This is a genomic window from Afifella aestuarii, assembly GCF_004023665.1.
Classification (GTDB): domain Bacteria; phylum Pseudomonadota; class Alphaproteobacteria; order Rhizobiales; family Afifellaceae; genus Afifella; species Afifella aestuarii.
Map to the genome: position 1 here is coordinate 1,246,489 of NZ_SAUF01000001.1, position 16,300 is coordinate 1,262,788.

The 16,300-nt window shown below is 64.4% G+C and carries 16 protein-coding genes; 12 read left to right on the forward strand and 4 right to left on the reverse strand.

The genetic code is table 11. From position 1 onward, the window contains the following. Positions 1–8 precede the first annotated feature (8 nt). The 11 genes from EO094_RS05800 (at position 9) to EO094_RS05850 (ending at position 11,335) form a co-directional block, all read left to right on the forward strand. A complete protein-coding gene (locus tag EO094_RS05800; protein WP_128291299.1) occupies positions 9–1,808 on the forward strand; it encodes an IlvD/Edd family dehydratase in 1,800 nt (599 codons plus the stop codon). A gap of 145 nt (positions 1,809–1,953) precedes the next feature. Beyond that, positions 1,954–2,706, forward strand: coding sequence for an SDR family oxidoreductase (locus EO094_RS05805; RefSeq protein WP_128291300.1), 753 nt, complete (start codon positions 1,954–1,956; stop codon positions 2,704–2,706). Between the two features lie 34 nt (positions 2,707–2,740). After that, positions 2,741–3,736: a D-erythronate dehydrogenase gene (denD, locus tag EO094_RS05810; protein ID WP_128291301.1), complete on the forward strand. Its 996-nt coding sequence runs from the start codon at positions 2,741–2,743 to the stop codon at positions 3,734–3,736. Further along, positions 3,733–4,632: an NAD(P)-dependent oxidoreductase gene (locus EO094_RS05815; protein WP_128291302.1), complete on the forward strand. Its 900-nt coding sequence runs from the start codon at positions 3,733–3,735 to the stop codon at positions 4,630–4,632. Before denD ends, EO094_RS05815 begins: the two co-directional genes overlap by 4 nt. Next, positions 4,616–5,407 carry a GntR family transcriptional regulator gene (locus EO094_RS05820; protein ID WP_128291303.1) on the forward strand — a complete coding sequence of 264 codons (792 nt, stop codon included), beginning with the start codon at positions 4,616–4,618 and terminating at the stop codon, positions 5,405–5,407. Before EO094_RS05815 ends, EO094_RS05820 begins: the two co-directional genes overlap by 17 nt. 82 nt (positions 5,408–5,489) lie before the next feature. Continuing rightward, positions 5,490–6,236, forward strand: coding sequence for an SDR family oxidoreductase (locus tag EO094_RS05825; RefSeq protein WP_128291304.1), 747 nt, complete (start codon positions 5,490–5,492; stop codon positions 6,234–6,236). Positions 6,237–6,274: 38 nt separating this feature from the next. Then, positions 6,275–7,117: a fumarylacetoacetate hydrolase family protein gene (locus EO094_RS05830; RefSeq protein WP_128291305.1), complete on the forward strand. Its 843-nt coding sequence runs from the start codon at positions 6,275–6,277 to the stop codon at positions 7,115–7,117. Between the two features lie 211 nt (positions 7,118–7,328). Next, a complete protein-coding gene (locus EO094_RS05835; RefSeq protein WP_128291306.1) occupies positions 7,329–8,315 on the forward strand; it encodes a tripartite tricarboxylate transporter substrate binding protein in 987 nt (328 codons plus the stop codon). A gap of 48 nt (positions 8,316–8,363) precedes the next feature. After that, positions 8,364–8,837 (forward strand): tripartite tricarboxylate transporter TctB family protein, encoded by a 474-nt coding sequence (locus tag EO094_RS05840; RefSeq protein WP_128291307.1) that lies wholly within the window; start codon positions 8,364–8,366, stop codon positions 8,835–8,837. Positions 8,838–8,842: 5 nt separating this feature from the next. Then, the gene (locus EO094_RS05845) at positions 8,843–10,363 is read left to right on the forward strand and encodes a tripartite tricarboxylate transporter permease (protein WP_128291308.1); all 1,521 of its coding nucleotides are present in this window, start codon (positions 8,843–8,845) and stop codon (positions 10,361–10,363) included. 30 nt (positions 10,364–10,393) lie between these two features. Continuing rightward, positions 10,394–11,335: a 2-hydroxyacid dehydrogenase gene (locus EO094_RS05850; protein ID WP_128291309.1), complete on the forward strand. Its 942-nt coding sequence runs from the start codon at positions 10,394–10,396 to the stop codon at positions 11,333–11,335. Between the two features lie 211 nt (positions 11,336–11,546). Here the strand turns inward: EO094_RS05850 and EO094_RS05855 are convergent, their stop codons facing one another. From EO094_RS05855 to EO094_RS05870, 4 genes are all read right to left on the reverse strand, one after another. Beyond that, positions 11,547–12,446, reverse strand: a complete 900-nt coding sequence (locus EO094_RS05855) for a carbohydrate ABC transporter permease (RefSeq protein ID WP_128291310.1) — start codon at positions 12,444–12,446, stop codon at positions 11,547–11,549. Positions 12,447–12,458: 12 nt separating this feature from the next. Further along, entirely contained in the window at positions 12,459–13,388 is a 930-nt protein-coding gene (locus EO094_RS05860) for a carbohydrate ABC transporter permease (protein WP_128291311.1), read from the reverse strand. Positions 13,389–13,506: 118 nt separating this feature from the next. Then, a complete protein-coding gene (locus EO094_RS05865; RefSeq protein WP_128291312.1) occupies positions 13,507–14,823 on the reverse strand; it encodes an ABC transporter substrate-binding protein in 1,317 nt (438 codons plus the stop codon). 134 nt (positions 14,824–14,957) lie between these two features. Continuing rightward, positions 14,958–16,022 (reverse strand): ABC transporter ATP-binding protein, encoded by a 1,065-nt coding sequence (locus EO094_RS05870; RefSeq protein ID WP_128291313.1) that lies wholly within the window; start codon positions 16,020–16,022, stop codon positions 14,958–14,960. Between EO094_RS05870 and EO094_RS05875 the strand changes: the two genes are divergently transcribed. Next, positions 16,016–16,234, forward strand: a complete 219-nt coding sequence (locus tag EO094_RS05875; RefSeq protein ID WP_128291314.1) for a hypothetical protein — start codon at positions 16,016–16,018, stop codon at positions 16,232–16,234. The two genes, EO094_RS05870 and EO094_RS05875, sit on opposite strands and share 7 nt — an antisense overlap. The last annotated feature ends 66 nt before the right edge of the window (positions 16,235–16,300 follow it).

Below are 16,300 nucleotides of genomic sequence, written 5' to 3' on the forward strand. Positions count from 1 at the left end.
GAGATGAGATGACCGACGCTGCCAATCTGCCGCAACTGCGCTCGCGTGCCTGGTTCGACAACCCCGACAACCCCGATATGACGGCGCTTTATCTGGAGCGCTACCTGAATTTCGGCCTGTCCCAGGAAGAGCTGCAATCGGGCAAGCCGATCATCGGCATCGCGCAGACGGGTTCCGACCTTTCGCCGTGCAACCGGCATCACCTCGAGCTCGCCAAGCGCGTGCGCGACGGCATTCGCGAGGCCGGCGGCATCGCGATCGAGTTTCCGGTGCATCCGATCCAGGAGACGGGCAAGAGGCCGACGGCGGCGCTCGACCGCAATCTCGCCTATCTCGGGCTCGTCGAGGTGCTCTACGGCTATCCGCTCGACGGCGTGGTGCTGACGATCGGGTGCGACAAGACCACGCCGGCGTGCCTGATGGCGGCGGCGACGGTCAACATTCCGGCGATCGCGCTCTCCGTCGGGCCGATGCTGAACGGCTGGTTCCGCGGCGAGCGGACGGGCTCCGGCACGATCGTGTGGAAGGCGCGCGAATTGCTGGCCGCCGGTGAGATCGACTATCCGGGCTTCGTCAAGCTCGTCGCCTCCTCGGCGCCTTCGACCGGCTATTGCAACACGATGGGCACGGCCTCGACGATGAATTCGCTCGCCGAAGCGCTCGGCATGCAATTGCCGGGGTCGGCCGCGATCCCGGCACCCTACCGAGACCGGCAGGAGGTCTCGTATCTGACGGGGCTTCGCATCGTCGACATGGTGCGCGATGACCTGAAGCCGTCGGATATCCTGACACGCGATGCCTTCATCAATGCGATCCGGGTGAATTCGGCGATCGGCGGCTCGACCAACGCGCCGATCCATCTCAACGCGCTCGCGCGGCATGTCGGCGTGGAGCTTTCGATCGACGACTGGCAGACCTATGGCGAGGACATTCCGCTTCTCGTCAATCTGCAGCCGGCGGGCGAGTATCTCGGCGAGGATTATTATCACGCGGGCGGCGTGCCGGCGGTCGTCAACCAGCTGATGGGGGCGGGGCTCATCAACGAAGCGGCGATCACGGTGAATGGGCAGACGATGGGCGACAATTGCCGCGGCGCCGAGATTGCCGATCTCAACGTCATCCGCCCGTTCGACCAGCCGCTTCTGAAAGGGGCGGGGTTCCGCGTCCTCAAGGGCAATCTCTTCTCCTCGGCGATCATGAAGCTTTCGGTGATCTCCACCGAATTCCGCGAGCGCTATCTCTCCAATCCCGACGATCCGATGGCGTTCGAGGGCAAGGCGGCCGTCTTCGACGGGCCGGAGGATTATCATCACCGCATCGACGATCCGGCGCTTCAGATCGACGAGAACACCATCCTGTTCATGCGCGGGGCGGGGCCGATCGGCTATCCGGGTGCGGCGGAGGTCGTGAACATGCGCGCGCCCGATTATCTCCTGAAGCGGGGCGTGCATTCGCTGCCGTGCATCGGCGACGGGCGGCAATCGGGCACGTCGGGGTCGCCCTCGATCCTCAACGCCTCGCCTGAGGCGGCGGCCGGTGGCGGTCTCGGACTTTTGAAGACGGGCGACCGCGTGCGCATCGATCTCGGCCGCGGGGAGGCGAATATCCTCATCAGCGACGAGGAGCTTGAACAGCGGCGCGAGGCGCTGAAAGAGGCGGGCGGCTATCCCTTCCCGGAGAGCCAGACGCCCTGGCAGGAGATCCAGCGCGCCATGGTCTCGCAGCTCGAAACCGGCATGGTTTTGGAGCCGGCGGTCAAATACCACCGCATCGCCCAGACGAGCGGCATTCCGCGCGACAATCACTAGCGGTCACGGTTCATGGGCTCCGCGTCTGGCGCGGCGGGCGGCGTCAGACGGGCGGCGGGCGGCGTGAAAAGCAAAGCATCTCAAGAATGTGTGGAGGGCCTAACCCTCCCGCAAAAATCAATAAACGAGGAACGGAGGAAGCCTGATGGGGCGGCGACTTGAGGGAAAGATCGCAGTGTGTACAGCGGCGGGGCAGGGGATCGGCCGCCGCGTGGCGGAACGGTTTCTGGAAGAGGGGGCGCGCGTTTACGCGACCGATCTCGACGCCGAGAAGCTGAAGGGGCTTAATACTCTGGGCGAGGTCGATACGGCCGTGCTCGACGTGACGGACGGGCGCGCTGTCGGCTCCTATATGAAGACCGTCGACACGCCCGACATCCTCTTCAATTGCGCGGGCTTCGTGCACCACGGCACGGTGCTCGATTGCGACGACAAGGACTGGGATTTTTCGTTCGACCTCAACGTCACCTCCATGCACCGCACGATCTCGGCCTTGTTGCCGCGCATGCTGGAGAACGGGGGCGGGTCGATCATCAACATGTCGTCGGCGGCCTCCTCGATCAAAGCCGCGCCCAATCGCTACGTCTATATGGCGACGAAGGCGGCGGTGATCGGGCTGACGCGCTCGATCGCCATCGACTTCATCCGCAAGGGCATCCGCTGCAACGCCATCTGCCCGGGCACGATCGAGAGCCCGTCGCTGGAAGCGCGGATTTCTGCGCTCGGCGAAGAGGTGGGCGGTGTGGAAAAGGCGCGGGCGATGTTCGTCGAGCGTCAGCCGATCGGCCGGATCGGCACGCCCGACGAGATCGCCAATCTCGCCATCTATCTCGGCTCGGAGGAAAGCGGTTTCACGACCGGCACCACGCAGGTGATCGACGGCGGCTGGTCGCTTTGAACGATAAAAGGCCCGAAGGGTCAGGGAGGATTTGATGCGGATATTGGTGCTCGGCGCGGCCGGCATGGTCGGGCGGCGCCTGGTCGAGAGGCTGCTTGCCGACAAGGAGCTCGGCGGGCGGGCGATTGCGGCGATCGATGCCTTCGACGTGGTGGCGCCGGACTATCCGGATGTGCCGGAGACGATCACGGTGACCTGCGAGGCGGGCGATATCGCGTCCGCGGAGACGGTCGAAGGGCTGATTACGCGCCAGCCGGACGTGATCTTCCATCTCGCGGCCATCGTCTCGGGCGAGGCGGAAGCGGATTTCGACAAGGGCTACCGCATCAATCTCGACGGGACCCGCCATCTCCTCGAGGCGATCCGACAGGCGGGCGAGGCGTATCGGCCGCGGCTCGTCTTCACCTCCTCGATCGCCGTCTTCGGCGCGCCGTTTGAGGAGAAAATTTCCGACACGTTTTTGTCGGCGCCTTTGACGAGCTACGGCACGCAAAAGGCGATCTCGGAGCTCCTTCTCGCCGATTACACGCGCAAGGGTTTCGTCGACGGGGTGGGCATCCGCCTGCCGACGATCGTGGTGCGGCCGGGCAAGCCGAACAAGGCCGCGTCCGGCTTCTTCTCCGGCATCATCCGCGAGCCGCTGGCGGGGGTCGAGGCCGTGCTGCCGGTCGAAGACGATGTGCGCCACTGGATCGCGAGCCCGGCGGCGGCCGTCGGGTTTCTGATGCATGCGGCGACAATGGATACGTCGACGCTCGGGCCGCGGCGCTCGCTCAACATGCCGGGGCTTTCGGTGACGGTCGGCGAGATGATCGCGATCCTGCAGGAGGTGGCGGGCGACGAGGTCGCGGGGCGCATCCGGCGCGAGCCGGACGAGGCGATCCGCGGCATGGTCCATGGCTGGCCGCGCGACTTCGAGACACAGCGGGCGCGCGAGGCGGGCTTTTCCGCCGATGCCGATTTCGCCTCCATCATCCGCGCGCATATCGCCGACGAAGAGGCGCGACGCGAAAAGGAGACGGGATCATGAGCGAAAAACCGCAGATCGGCTTCATCGGCGTCGGGCTGATGGGCCAGGGCATGGCGAAGAATCTCGTCGAAAAGGGCTATCCCTTGACGATTCTCGGCCACCGCAACCGCGCGCCGGTGGAGGATCTGAAGGGCCGCGGCGCCAAAGAGGCGAAGGATGTCGCGGCGCTGACGGAGGCCTCCGACGTCATCTTTCTGTGTCTGCCGGGAAGCCCGCAGGTGGAAGCCGTCGTCGGCGAAATCCTGGCGGCGGGGGCTTCGGGCAAGACGCTCATCGACACCTCGACCAGCAATCCGGTGTCGACGCGCGCCCTCGTCGAAAAGTGCCGGGCGGACGGCGTGACGCTCATCGATGCGCCTTTGTCGCGCACGCCGAAGGAGGCCTGGGAAGGGCTTCTCGATGCCATGGTGGGGGCGAGCGAGGCGGATTTCGACCGCGTTCATCCGATCATCGCCACCTGGGCCGGCAAGATCGTGCGCGTCGGCGAGCCGGGTGCCGGCCACACGATGAAGCTTCTCAACAATTTCCTGTCGCTCGGCTATGCCGCGATCTATTCGGAGGCGCTGGCGATCGGGGCGAAGAACGGCCTCGATGCGGCGACCTTTCATTCCATCATCGGCGGCGGGCGGATGGATTGCGGCTTCTACCAGACTTTCATGAAATGGGTGGTGGAGCGCGATCCCGAGGCGCACAAATTCGCGCTCAAGAATGCGCATAAGGATATGCGCTATGTCGTGTCCCTGGCGAACGAAAGCGGCATCGCCTCGCATGTCTCCTCGGCGGTGAAGAACAATTTCGCCACCGCCGATGCGACCGGGCATGGCGAGGAATATCTGCCGCGCATCGCCGACATCGTGGCGGAGCTCAACGGCATCAAACATGAGACAGGATCGTGACAACGCTGCGGGCGGCGAGCCCCTGGATGCGGCGGGCGTGAGAGCGCCGGCGGACAATGCCCGGCGGCGGCCCGTGCCGCCGGCGGTGACAGGTGCGCGCGGGCGGCCGAGCCTTGAAGGCGTCGCCGACATGCCGGCGCGCGAGCGCGCCTATCACGAGCTCAAATTCCGCATCATGGAAGGCCGGCTGCCGCCCGGAACGACGCTTCTCGAAGCGGAGGTGGCGAACCTTCTCGGCCTGTCGCGCACGCCGGTGCGGGAAGCCCTGATCAAGCTCGAAGAGGAAGGGCTCGTCGATGTGCGCCCGCGTCACGGCATCAGCGTGCGGGCGCAGTCGATCGACGATCTCTCCGACATCTACGACGTGTTTTCGACGCTCGAAGTGAAGGCCGTGGAGCTTGCCGCAAGGCGCGGCATCGAGACGAACGACGGGCGGCGGCTTTCCGGCATTCTCGACCAGCTGGAGCGGGCGACGCAGCGCGAAGACCCGGTGCGCTGGTCGCATCTCGACGATCAATTTCATTCCGAGCTCGTCAGCCTCAGCGGCAACAACCGGCTGTGCGCGACCCTGCGCCAATACTGGGATCAGCAATACCGGGCGCGCATGGCGATCGTGCATATGCGGCCGAGCACGGCGCAGTCGGACCGCGAGCATCGGGCGATCCTTCAGGCCGTGGTGGAGCGCGATATCCGCCGCGCGGCGCATCTGCATCAGCAGCACCGCGACCGCGCCGACCGGCTGGCGCTCGAACTTCTGCGGCGGGGGCCGGCGTGAGGCTGCCCGCATCCATCTTCTCTGCGCAAACGACCAATCCGCGGCAAAGCGGCAGCGATAAACGATACGAGGAACACGCCCCATGAACAGGATCGACCTTGAAAACCGCACGGCCGTCATCACCGGCGGCGCCCGCGGCATCGGCTTTGCGACGGCCAAACGCGTGCTCGACAGCGGCGGGCGGGCCGTCATCTGGGACATCGACGGAGCAGCGATCGAGAATGCGCTCGGCGAACTCGGCGAGAAAGCGAGCGGCGCCGTCGTCGAGCTGACGGATGCGGGGGCGGTGGCGGAGGCCGCGAAAGAGGCGGCCCAGAAGGCCGGTGGCATCGACATTCTCGTCAACAATGCCGGCATCACCGGCGGCAACGCCAAGACCTGGGAGCTCGATCCCGACACCTGGCGCAAGGTGATCGAGGTCAATCTCGTGGCGCCGTTTCTCACGAGCCATGCCGTCGTGCCCCTGATGCTCGAAAAGGGCTATGGGCGGATCGTCAATGTCGCCTCGATCGCGGGCAAGGAAGGCAATCCCAACGCCTCGCATTATTCCGCCTCGAAGGCGGGGCTGATCGGGCTCACCAAATCGCTCGGCAAGGAGCTCGCCGGCCACAACATCCTCGTCAATTGCATCACGCCGGCGGCGGCCCGCACGGCGATCTTCGATCAGATGACGCAGGAGCATATCGACTACATGCTGTCGAAGATCCCGATGAACCGGTTCGTGGAGCCGTCCGAGGTGGCGGCGATGATCTGCTGGCTCGCCTCGGAGGATTGCTCGTTTTCGACGGGCGCCGTCTTTGACATTTCCGGCGGCCGCGCCGTCTACTGATTTTTGAAATCCCCCAAGACAATCCGAGAAAGGATGCCATGAAGCTCGTTCGCTACGGCCCTGCCGGCCAGGAAAAGCCCGGCCTCATCGACGACGAGGGCGCGCTGCGCGATCTGTCCGGCGAGGTCGACGACATCGCCGGGGAGGTGATCTCCGATGCCGGGCTCGAGAGACTGCGCGCGCTCGATCCCACGTCCCTGCCGAAGGTCGCGGGCAATCCGCGCTTCGGCCCGTGCGTCGGCCAGGTTTCGAAGATCCTGTGCATCGGCCTCAATTATTCCGACCATGCGGCGGAGACCGGTGCGGAGCCGCCGAGCGAGCCGATCATCTTCGCCAAGGCGTTGTCGGCGCTCTGCGGGCCCAATGACGACGTGGAGATGCCGCGCGGCTCCAAGGCGCTCGACTGGGAGGTGGAGCTTGCCGTCATCATCGGCAAGCGCGCCAAATACGTGTCCGAGGACGAGGCGATGCAGCATGTGGCGGGCTTCGCCATCATGAACGACGTCTCCGAACGCGACTTCCAGACGAAGCGCATGGGCCAGTGGACGAAGGGCAAGAGCCACGACACGTTCGGCCCGCTCGGACCCTGGCTCGTCACACGCGATGCCGTCGCCGAGACGCACAATCTCGACATGCATCTCGACGTCAACGGCGAGCGGCGCCAGAGCGGCAACACCAACACGCTCATCTTCAACGTGCCGCATGTCGTTTCGTATCTGTCGCAGTTCATGACGCTGATGCCGGGCGACGTCATTTCCACCGGCACACCGCCGGGCGTGGGCATGGGTATGAAGCCGCCTGTCTATCTGAAGGTCGGCGACGTGATGGAACTGGCCATCGAAGGGCTCGGCACGCAGCGGCAGAAAGTCGTCGCGGCCTGAGGAGGAGGATTTCCGCCGGCGCAGCCCATGCTGCGCCGGCGAATGGAAAAGCGTTGCAGCTCTCGGCTTAGCCACAACGTATACATTGACATTGCCGGGTACTGCGGGAGATAGTTTCTCCGTGAACAAAAAGAGCTGCGCATGACGCAGCCGGGCAGCGCCTCCGCAGAAGAGGCCTGCCAAGAACAGACATCGCGCACCGGGAGGACATATGCGCAAAAGAACCTTTCTCGCCGCGGCCGCGGCGCTTCTCGCCACAGCCGTGTGCGGCGCGCCGGCCGCGATGGCGCAATCCGATTATCCCAATCGTCCGATCCAGATGATCGTGCCCTGGGGTGCGGGCGGCGGCACCGATGCCGTCGGGCGCATCTTCGCTTCGATCCTGCAGGAAGAGCTCGGCGTGCCGGTCAATGTCGTCAACCGCACCGGCGGGTCGGGCGTCGTCGGCCATAGCGCCATCGCGACGGCCAAGCCGGACGGCTACACGATCGGCATCGTGACGATCGAGATCGACATGATGCATTGGCAGGGGCTGACGGATCTCACCTACAAGGACTTCGATTTCCTGGCGATGGTGAACGCCGATCCGGGCGGCGTCATGGTGTCGGCCGATTCCGATTACGAGACGGCGCAGGATCTTCTCGACGCGATCAAGTCCGAGCCGAAGGGGTCTTTGAAGGCGTCCGGCACCGGGCAGGGCGGCATCTGGCATCTCGGCCTTCTCGGCTGGATGTTGTCGGAAGATCTGCCGCCCGATCAGATCACCTGGGTGCCGAGCCAGGGTTCGGCCGCGGGCATCACCGATATGGTGGCGGGCGGTGTCGACCTCGTTCCGTCGTCGCTGGCGGAAGGCCGCTCGATGATCGAGGCCGGCAAGGTGCGTCCGCTCGCGTCGATGTCGGAGGAGCGCCAGGAGATGTTCCCGGACGTGCCGACGCTGAAGGAGGCCGTGGGGTCCGACTGGACGCTTGCGGTGTGGCGCACGGTTGCGGCGCCGAAGGGTCTGCCGGACGACGTGAAGGCGAAACTCGCGGGGGCCGTCGAGAAGGCCTACAACAGCGAAGAATACAAGAAGTTCATGGCCGATCGCGGGTTCGGCATGCGCTGGGCGGGGCCGGAAGAGGCGACGGAGGTCGTCGCATCCGACGATGAGAGCCTTGGGCGCGTCATGAAAGAGGCCGGGCTCGCGGCCGAATAAGGGCGATCGGCGGCGCCTGCGGGCGCCGCCATCTGCCGGGAACCTGCGATGAAATTCAATGATTTCGTGCTCGGCGTGCTGGTTCTGATCGGTGCGGCCGCGATCCTCGTCTCAGCGAGGAACTTCTCTCCCATTCCGGGCCAGGCCTATGGGGCCGAAACCATGCCGAACGCCATCGGCATCGTGGCGGCCGGGCTCGGCATCTTCATGGTGGCGAAAAGCGCGCTGGCGGGCTTTCCCGGGCGGGCGGTGGCGCTTGCCGACTGGGCGAGATCGCCAGCGGCGGTGGTCGGGGTGGCGACGGCTTTGGCGCTGATCGTCGTCTATATCGTCTTTTCCGAGCGCGTCGGCTTCGTGCCGATCGCCTTCCTCATTCTCCTCGTCTTCATGCTGACCTTGCGCACGCGCATTATCGTCGCCGTGCCGGTGGCGATCTTCGCCACGATCCTGGTGCAGCAGACCTTCGGGCGGCTTCTCCTGGTGCCGCTGCCGCGCAACGACTTTCTTTCCTTTTTGTGGTGACGACGATGGATATTCTCGCGCAGGCCGCGGGCCTCGTCTTTCAGCCCTATGTGCTTCTCGTCATCTTCGCGTCGGCCTGTTTCGGGCTCTTCGTTGGTGCGATCCCGGGTCTGACGGCGACGATGGCGACGGCGCTTCTGGTGCCGATCACCTTCTTTATGGATCCGGTGCCGGCGATCGCGGCGATCGTGACGGCGACCGCGATGGCGATCTTCGCCGGCGACATTCCGGGCGCGCTGTTGCGCATGCCGGGGACGCCGGCGAGTGCCGCTTATGTCGAAGACGCCTATCGGATGACGCAGGACGGGCGTGGCGACGAGGCGCTGGGCGCGGTTCTCGTGTTTTCCTCGATCGGCGGCATCTTCGGCACCATTGTGCTTGTGACGACGGCGCCGGCGCTTGCCGAAATCGCGCTCAAATTCTCCTCGTTCGAATATTTCTGGCTCGTGCTTTTGGGGCTCTCCTGCGCCATCTTCGTGTCGCCGAGCTCCGTCACGCGCGGCATGATTTCGCTTCTGATCGGGCTTTTTGCGGCGACGATCGGCATCGACAATCCGGCCGGACAGCCGCGCTACACTTTTGGCAATGTCGAGCTTTTGGCCGGCGTGCAGTTCATTCCGGCGATGATCGGGCTCTTTGCCGTGTCGGAGGTTCTGCGCTCGATCGTCTATTCGAAGGATCGGCCGAGCGTCGATCGCTCCGGCAAGCATACGGTGTTCACGCGGCAATGGACGAATATCCGCCGCTATCCGATCCAGATGCTGCGCGGGAGCGCGACGGGGACGGCGATCGGCGCGCTTCCAGGCGCCGGCGCCGATATCGCGGCGTGGATTTCCTATGCCGTCTCCAAGCAGTTTTCGCGGCAGAAGGAGAAGTTCGGGCGCGGGCATGTGGAGGGTCTGGTGGAGGCCGGGGCGTCCAACAACGGCGCCGTTTCCGGCGCCTGGATCCCGGCGCTCGTCTTCGGCATTCCGGGCGATTCCATCACCGCGATCGTGATCGGCGTTCTCTACGTCAAAGGCATGAATCCGGGCCCGACCGTGTTCATCAACGATCCGCAGCTGATCTATGCGGTGTTCATGGTGTTCTTTCTGGCGAACATCATCATGCTGCCGCTCGGCTGGGTGGCGATCAAAGGCGCCTCGACGCTTCTTTCGATCCCGAACCGGGTGTTGATGCCGGTCATTCTGCTCTTCTGCATCGTCGGCTCGTTCGCCATCAACAATTCGGTTTTCGGCGTTCTCCTGATGCTGATCTTCGGCGTGCTCGGCTTCATCATGGAGGAAAACGACATTCCGATCGCCCCGGCGATCCTCGGCCTCGTGCTCGGGCCGATGCTGGAGCAGAATTTTATCACCTCGATGATCAAGGCCGATGGCAGTTTTCTCGCCTTCTTCGAGCGGCCGATCGCGGCGGGGCTCGGCATCTTTACGATCGTGGTCTGGTCGATCCCGATCATCCTCTATCTGCGACGGCGATGGGCGGGCTCCGCGGCCTCTCCCAAGGAGGATCTCCCTCAAGGATGAGGGGGCCCCTGAAAACGAATGGAAGATGTCATGACACGACCCGAGCTTTTGATGGTCGGCCCTCTCGCCGACGCGGTGACTGCCGAGATCGAGAAGGATTTTACCGTCCATCGCTATTTTGCGGCGGACGACAAGGAGGCGCTTCTCTCCGAGATCGGCGAACGGGTGCGCTTCGTCGCGACCGGCGGGCACCATGGCTGTTCGGCGAAGATCATCGAGGCGCTGCCGAAGCTCGAGATCATTTCCTCCTTCGGCGTCGGCTATGACGCCGTCGATGTGGAGGCGGCGAAGCGGGCGGGGGTGCACGTGACCAACACGCCCGACGTCCTCAACGATTGCGTGGCGGAGATGACGGTGGGGCTGATGATTGCGCTCGCCCATCGACTGCCGCAGACCGACCGTTATGTGCGCGAGGGGCGCTGGCCGGGGGGCGATTTTTCGCTGACCGACGAACTCCGCGGGGCGCGCGCCGGCATTCTCGGGCTCGGGCGCATCGGCAAGGAGATTGCCAGGCGGCTGCAGGTCTTCAAGATGGAGGTCGTCTATCACGGCCGCCACAAGCAGGCGCACGAGCCCTATCCCTATTTCGCCGACCTCACCGAGATGGCGAAGGCCTGCGACTGGCTGGTGGTGATCGCGCCGGGATCCAAAGAGACGCAAGGCATCGTCAGCCGCGGCGTGATGGAGGCGCTCGGGCCGGAGGGGATGCTCGTCAACATGGCGCGCGGCTCGCTCGTCGACGAGCCGGCGATGATCGGGCTCCTGCAATCCGGCGGGCTCGGCGGCGCGGCGCTCGACGTTTTTGCCGACGAGCCCAACGTGCCGGACGAACTGAAGGCGCTCGACAATGTCGTCTTGTCGCCGCATCAGGGCAGCGCCACGCACAAGACGCGCGCGGCGATGGGGCAGATGGTGGTCGACAATCTGCGCGCGCATCTCAAGGGCGAGCCGCTGCTGAGCCCCGTCGCCTGAGGCGGCCGGGAAGGCCCGCTGTCTGCACGCGGTAAGGACTTCGAGCCCATAACGCAGAAGGGCGGCCATGCCGCCCTGTCGTCCTCAGACTGTCGTCAGGCTATGTCGTCAGGCCCTTTGAAGGAGGCGCCGCGCCATGCTGCGCCCCGTTGCACGGTCCAAGCCGCGCCATGCGCGTTTTTTTTTGGCTCGGACCGTGTTTCCAGTACGCCTATTCCTTCACCGCACCCGTCATCGACGAGACGTAGTAGTCGACGAAGAAGGAATAGAGGATGACGACCGGCAGCGAGCCCAGGAGGGCGCCGGACATCAGGGCTCCCCATTCGTAGATGTCGCCGCGCACGAGCTCGGTGAGGACGCCGACCGGCACCGTCTTGTTCTCCGAGGAGGAGATGAAGGTGAGCGCGTAGATGAATTCGTTCCACGACAGGGTGAAGGCGAAAATGCCCGCGGAGATGAGGCCGGGGACGGCGAGCGGCAGGATGACTTTCGTCAGGATCTGGAAGCGCGAGGCACCGTCGACGAGGGCGCTTTCCTCAAGCTCGAAGGGGATGGTGCGGAAATAGCCCATCAACAGCCAGGTGCAGAACGGGATGAGGAAGGTCGGATAGGTGAGGATGAGAGCCAGGCGGGAATCGAAGATGCCGACCTGGAAGACGATGAAGGCGAGCGGAATGAAGAGGATCGACGGCGGCACCAGATAGGCGAGGAAGATGAGGAGGCCGGTGGTGCGCGCGCCGGTGAAGCGGATGCGCTCGATCGCATAGGCGGCGAGGACGGAGGCAAACAGCGACAGGAAGGTGGAGGCGAAGGCGACCAGCATCGTGTTCCACAGCCAGCCCGGATAGGACGTCTCGAAGAGCAGGTAGCGGATATGGTCGAGCGTCGGCTCGACCACCCAGAAGGGGCTGTAGCGGTCGTAATTGGTGAGCTGATGGTCCGGTTTGATCGCCGTGATCGCCATCCAATAGAACGGGAAGAGCAGCACGAAGATGAAGACGGCGAGCGGCAGATAGACGACGAGGATGCGCCGCGTCACCGTGTTGAACTGATCCATGCCCTCCGTGTCGTCGCGGGTGGAGGCTGCGGGGCTGAGGCTTTTCTTGGCCATGGGTGCGTTTCCTCAGTCGTTGCCCTGCTGCCAGCGGCGGCGCTGCAGCCCGAAGAACGAGAACAGAATGGCGGCGAGCAGGAAGGGGATCATGGCGACCGCAATCGCCGCACCTTCGCCGAGCTGGCCGCCGGGAATGGCGCGCTGGAAGGAGAGGGTGGCCATCAGATGCGTGGCGTTGACCGGTCCGCCGCGCGTCAGAACGTAGATGAGCTGGAAATCGGTGAAGGTGAAGAGCACCGAGAAGGTCATGACGACGGCGATGATCGGGGTCAGAAGCGGCAGCGTCACCTTGGTGAAGCGCTGCCAGGAGGTGGCGCCGTCGAGCGCTGCCGCCTCGTTCAGGGATTGCGGGATCGTCTGCAGGCCGGCGAGAAGCGAGATCGCCACGAAGGGAATGCCGCGCCAGACATTGGCGGCGATCACCGAGGCGCGGGCATGGTTCGGCTGGCCGAGGAAGTTGATCGGCGCATCGATCAGCCCCCATTGCATCAAGACCCAGGAAATAATCGAGAACTGGCTGTCGTAGATCCACCAGAAGGCCAGCGCGGACAAAACCGTCGGCACCACCCAGGGCAAGAGGATGATCGCCCGGAAGAAGGTCTTGAAGGGCAGATGCTCGTTCAAGATGAGGGCGAGCCAGAGGCCGAGGCCGAATTTCAGGACCGAGGCGACGACGGTGTAGAGAATGGTGTTGTAGACCGACAGCCAGAAGATCGGGTCGTCGAAGAGCCAGATGTAATTCTCAAGGCCGATGAATTCGCCGGTGCGGCCGATGCGCGTGTCGGTGAAGCCGAGCCAGACGCCGAGACCGAGCGGATAGGTCAGGAAGCACAGGAGAAAAACCGCCGCCGGCAGCATGAAAAGAAGCCCGAGGCCGTTGCGGCTCTCCAGGAACCTCGAAAGCAGCGAGCGGCGTGGGGTCAGCGGCACATCCGTCATTGTGAGCCTGTCTCATCTTTTGGTCGGCGCGGCGGCTTAAGGGCGCGCGCTCACTGTCTGAGGGGGCTTTGAGATAACGGGCGCCGGCCGTAGCCGGCGCCCGGCTCCCCCCGGTGCCTCAGCTGTAGTAGCGCCTGGCGCGGCGTTCCGCGTTCGCCATTGCGTCTTCGGGCGAGCGCTGACCGGTGACGGCCTCGGCGAACATGTCGACGAGGACGTAATCGGCCATGACGCCGGCGGAGGCCGGTCCGAGCGGGCCGGCATAGCCGTTCGGCCGCAGGCTTTCAGAGGCGCGCGAATAAGGCTCGTGCACCGGGTTCGACGTCCACACCGGATTGTCGGCGAATTCTTTGAGCGCCTGGCAGCAATAGGCGCTGGCACCTTCGATCCAGGCGTTCATCTTGTCCGACTGGTACATGAATTCCAGATAGGCCTTCGCCGCCTGCGGATATTTGCAGTGCTTGAAGATCGAGAGCGTCGAGGTCTGGTGAAGCTCGACCGATTTTCCGATCGGGCCGACCGGCAGGTTCACCGTGCGGATATCCTCGGCGATCTCCTTCATCGCCGGATCCTTGGCGGCGGCGTAATAAAGCGAGACGCCGTTTGCCGTCAGCGAGATCTGCTCGGCGAGGAAGGCGCGGTTGTTGTTGATGTCGAGCCAGCTTTCCGTGCCCGGAATGAAGGTCTCGTAGAGCGCCTTGGCGTATTCGATCGCGGCCTTCGTCTCCGGGCTGTTGATCGTCACGTTGCTGTTTTCGTCGACCATCATGCCGCCATGGCTCCAGAGAAGCCAATGGGCGTAATTGTTGCCGTCGCCGACGGCCTTGCCGTGCGGGAAGCCGGCGGGCGTGCCGTTCGCCTTCAGCGCCTTGCAGAGTTCCAGGAAGCCGTCCGTATCCTCCGGGAATTCGGAGAAACCGGCTTTCTCCATATGGCTCTGGCGGTAGCAGACGGCGTTGCCGATGGCGCAGAGCGGGACGGCGATGAAGCTATCGTCCTGACGGGCATAGCCTTCGAGACCTTCGTACCAGCCGCCATGCGCCTCGCCGAGTTTGGTGGCGAGATCGGTCACGTCGACGAGCTTGTCGGGATACTGGAAGGGATCGTCGAACCAGCTCATCACCATATCGGGACCCGAGCCGACATTGGCGGCAACCGCAGCTTTCGGACGGACATCCTCCCAGCTTTCCTGGTCGATGCGGACCTCGACGCCCGTCGCCTCGGTGAAGGCCTTGGTGTTGGCGTTCCAGGCCTCTTCCTCGCCGGTGACGAAGGGCACCCAGCGCAGGAGGCGAAGCGAAGCGCCTTCTTCCGGCTGAAACGTCATGCCGGCGGATTGGGCGAACGCCCGGCGGGCGCCCGGGACGCCGGAAAAGGCGGCGCCGGCGGCAAGGCTCGCCGTGCCGCTCAGAAAGGTTCTGCGATCGATTGGCATTGTCGGTTTCCTCCACGTTGCGGGATGTTTTTTGATGCGCTTCTTGCGGCTCCCGCGACCGCAGCGATGAGGGCTTTTTGCCCTTCTGGCCGGCCTTTGGCCGGAGATTTCACCCATTCAAATCGTCAAGGCGCTCACACGGAGAGCCGGTCGCCCTCCCTGGCATCGAAGAGATGGACGGAACCCGCGTCGATGGTGACTTTGAGCTCGTCGCCGGGGCCGGCGGAGATGCGCTCGCGGAAGACGCAGACGATCTCCGTTTCGCCGAGGAAGGCAATGACATGGGTCTCGGAGCCCGTCGGCTCGACCACTTCCACGCGGAGCGTGGTGTCGCCGCCGAGCTGAAAGTGTTCCGGGCGCACGCCGTAGATCATCTCGCGCCCGGGTTCGGCATCGCCGGGCTCGGCGATCGGCAGACGCTCGCCGTCGCCGGTGACGAAGATGTTGCGGTCGTTCGCGTCGAGGGTGCCGGTCACCATGTTCATCGCCGGCGAGCCGATGAAGCCCGCGACGAAGAGGTTTTCCGGCCGGTCGTAGAGATCGAGCGGTGCACCGACCTGGGCGACGATGCCGTCATGCATGACGACGATCTTGTCGGCCATGGTCATCGCCTCGATCTGGTCGTGCGTGACGTAGACGGTGGTGGTCTTCAGGCGCTGATGGAGGTTCTTGATCTCCGTGCGCATGGAGACGCGCAATTTGGCGTCGAGGTTCGACAAGGGCTCGTCGAAGAGGAAGACCTGCGGCTTTCTGACGATGGCGCGGCCCATGGCGACGCGCTGGCGCTGGCCGCCGGAGAGCTGGCGCGGATAGCGGTCGAGGAGATGGGACAGGCCGAGCATTTCCGCGGCGGGCGAGACGAGGCTTTCGATCTCCTTCTTGGAGACGCCCTTGAGCTTCAGGGAGAAGCCCATGTTTTCCGCCACCGTGATGTGGGGGTAGAGCGCGTAGTTCTGAAACACCATGGCGATGTCGCGCTCTTTGGGCGGCAGCGCGTTCACGACGCGATCCCCGATCAAAATCTCGCCGGCGGTGATGTGTTCCAGACCTGCCAGCATGCGCAGGAGCGTGGACTTTCCGCAGCCCGAAGGTCCGACGAGCACGACGAACTGGCCTTCCTCGATATCGATCGAGACGCCGTGCAACACTTCCACCGATCCGAACGCCTTGCGGACGTCGCGGAACGTCACCGATGCCATACGTTTCCTCGCCTTGGATTATTAATGTATTCGTTATGGCTATAGTGGCGGCTCTTCCGGCGCTGTGCAACCGTTTCCTCAACAATGCGGAAAACGACCGAAAAACTTTGGAAATGCTGGAAGATGAGGCCACGGACGACGGTGGCGGAAAGCTGACGGCGCTGCCTGAGGGTTCACGTATACGCACATTGTGCGATGTCTTTTGGGCGTGACGAGGTGCCGTGCGGGGCGCCGCACGGCGCTCTGCAAGCGACGCTGAGATAAACCTGGAGGCCGCG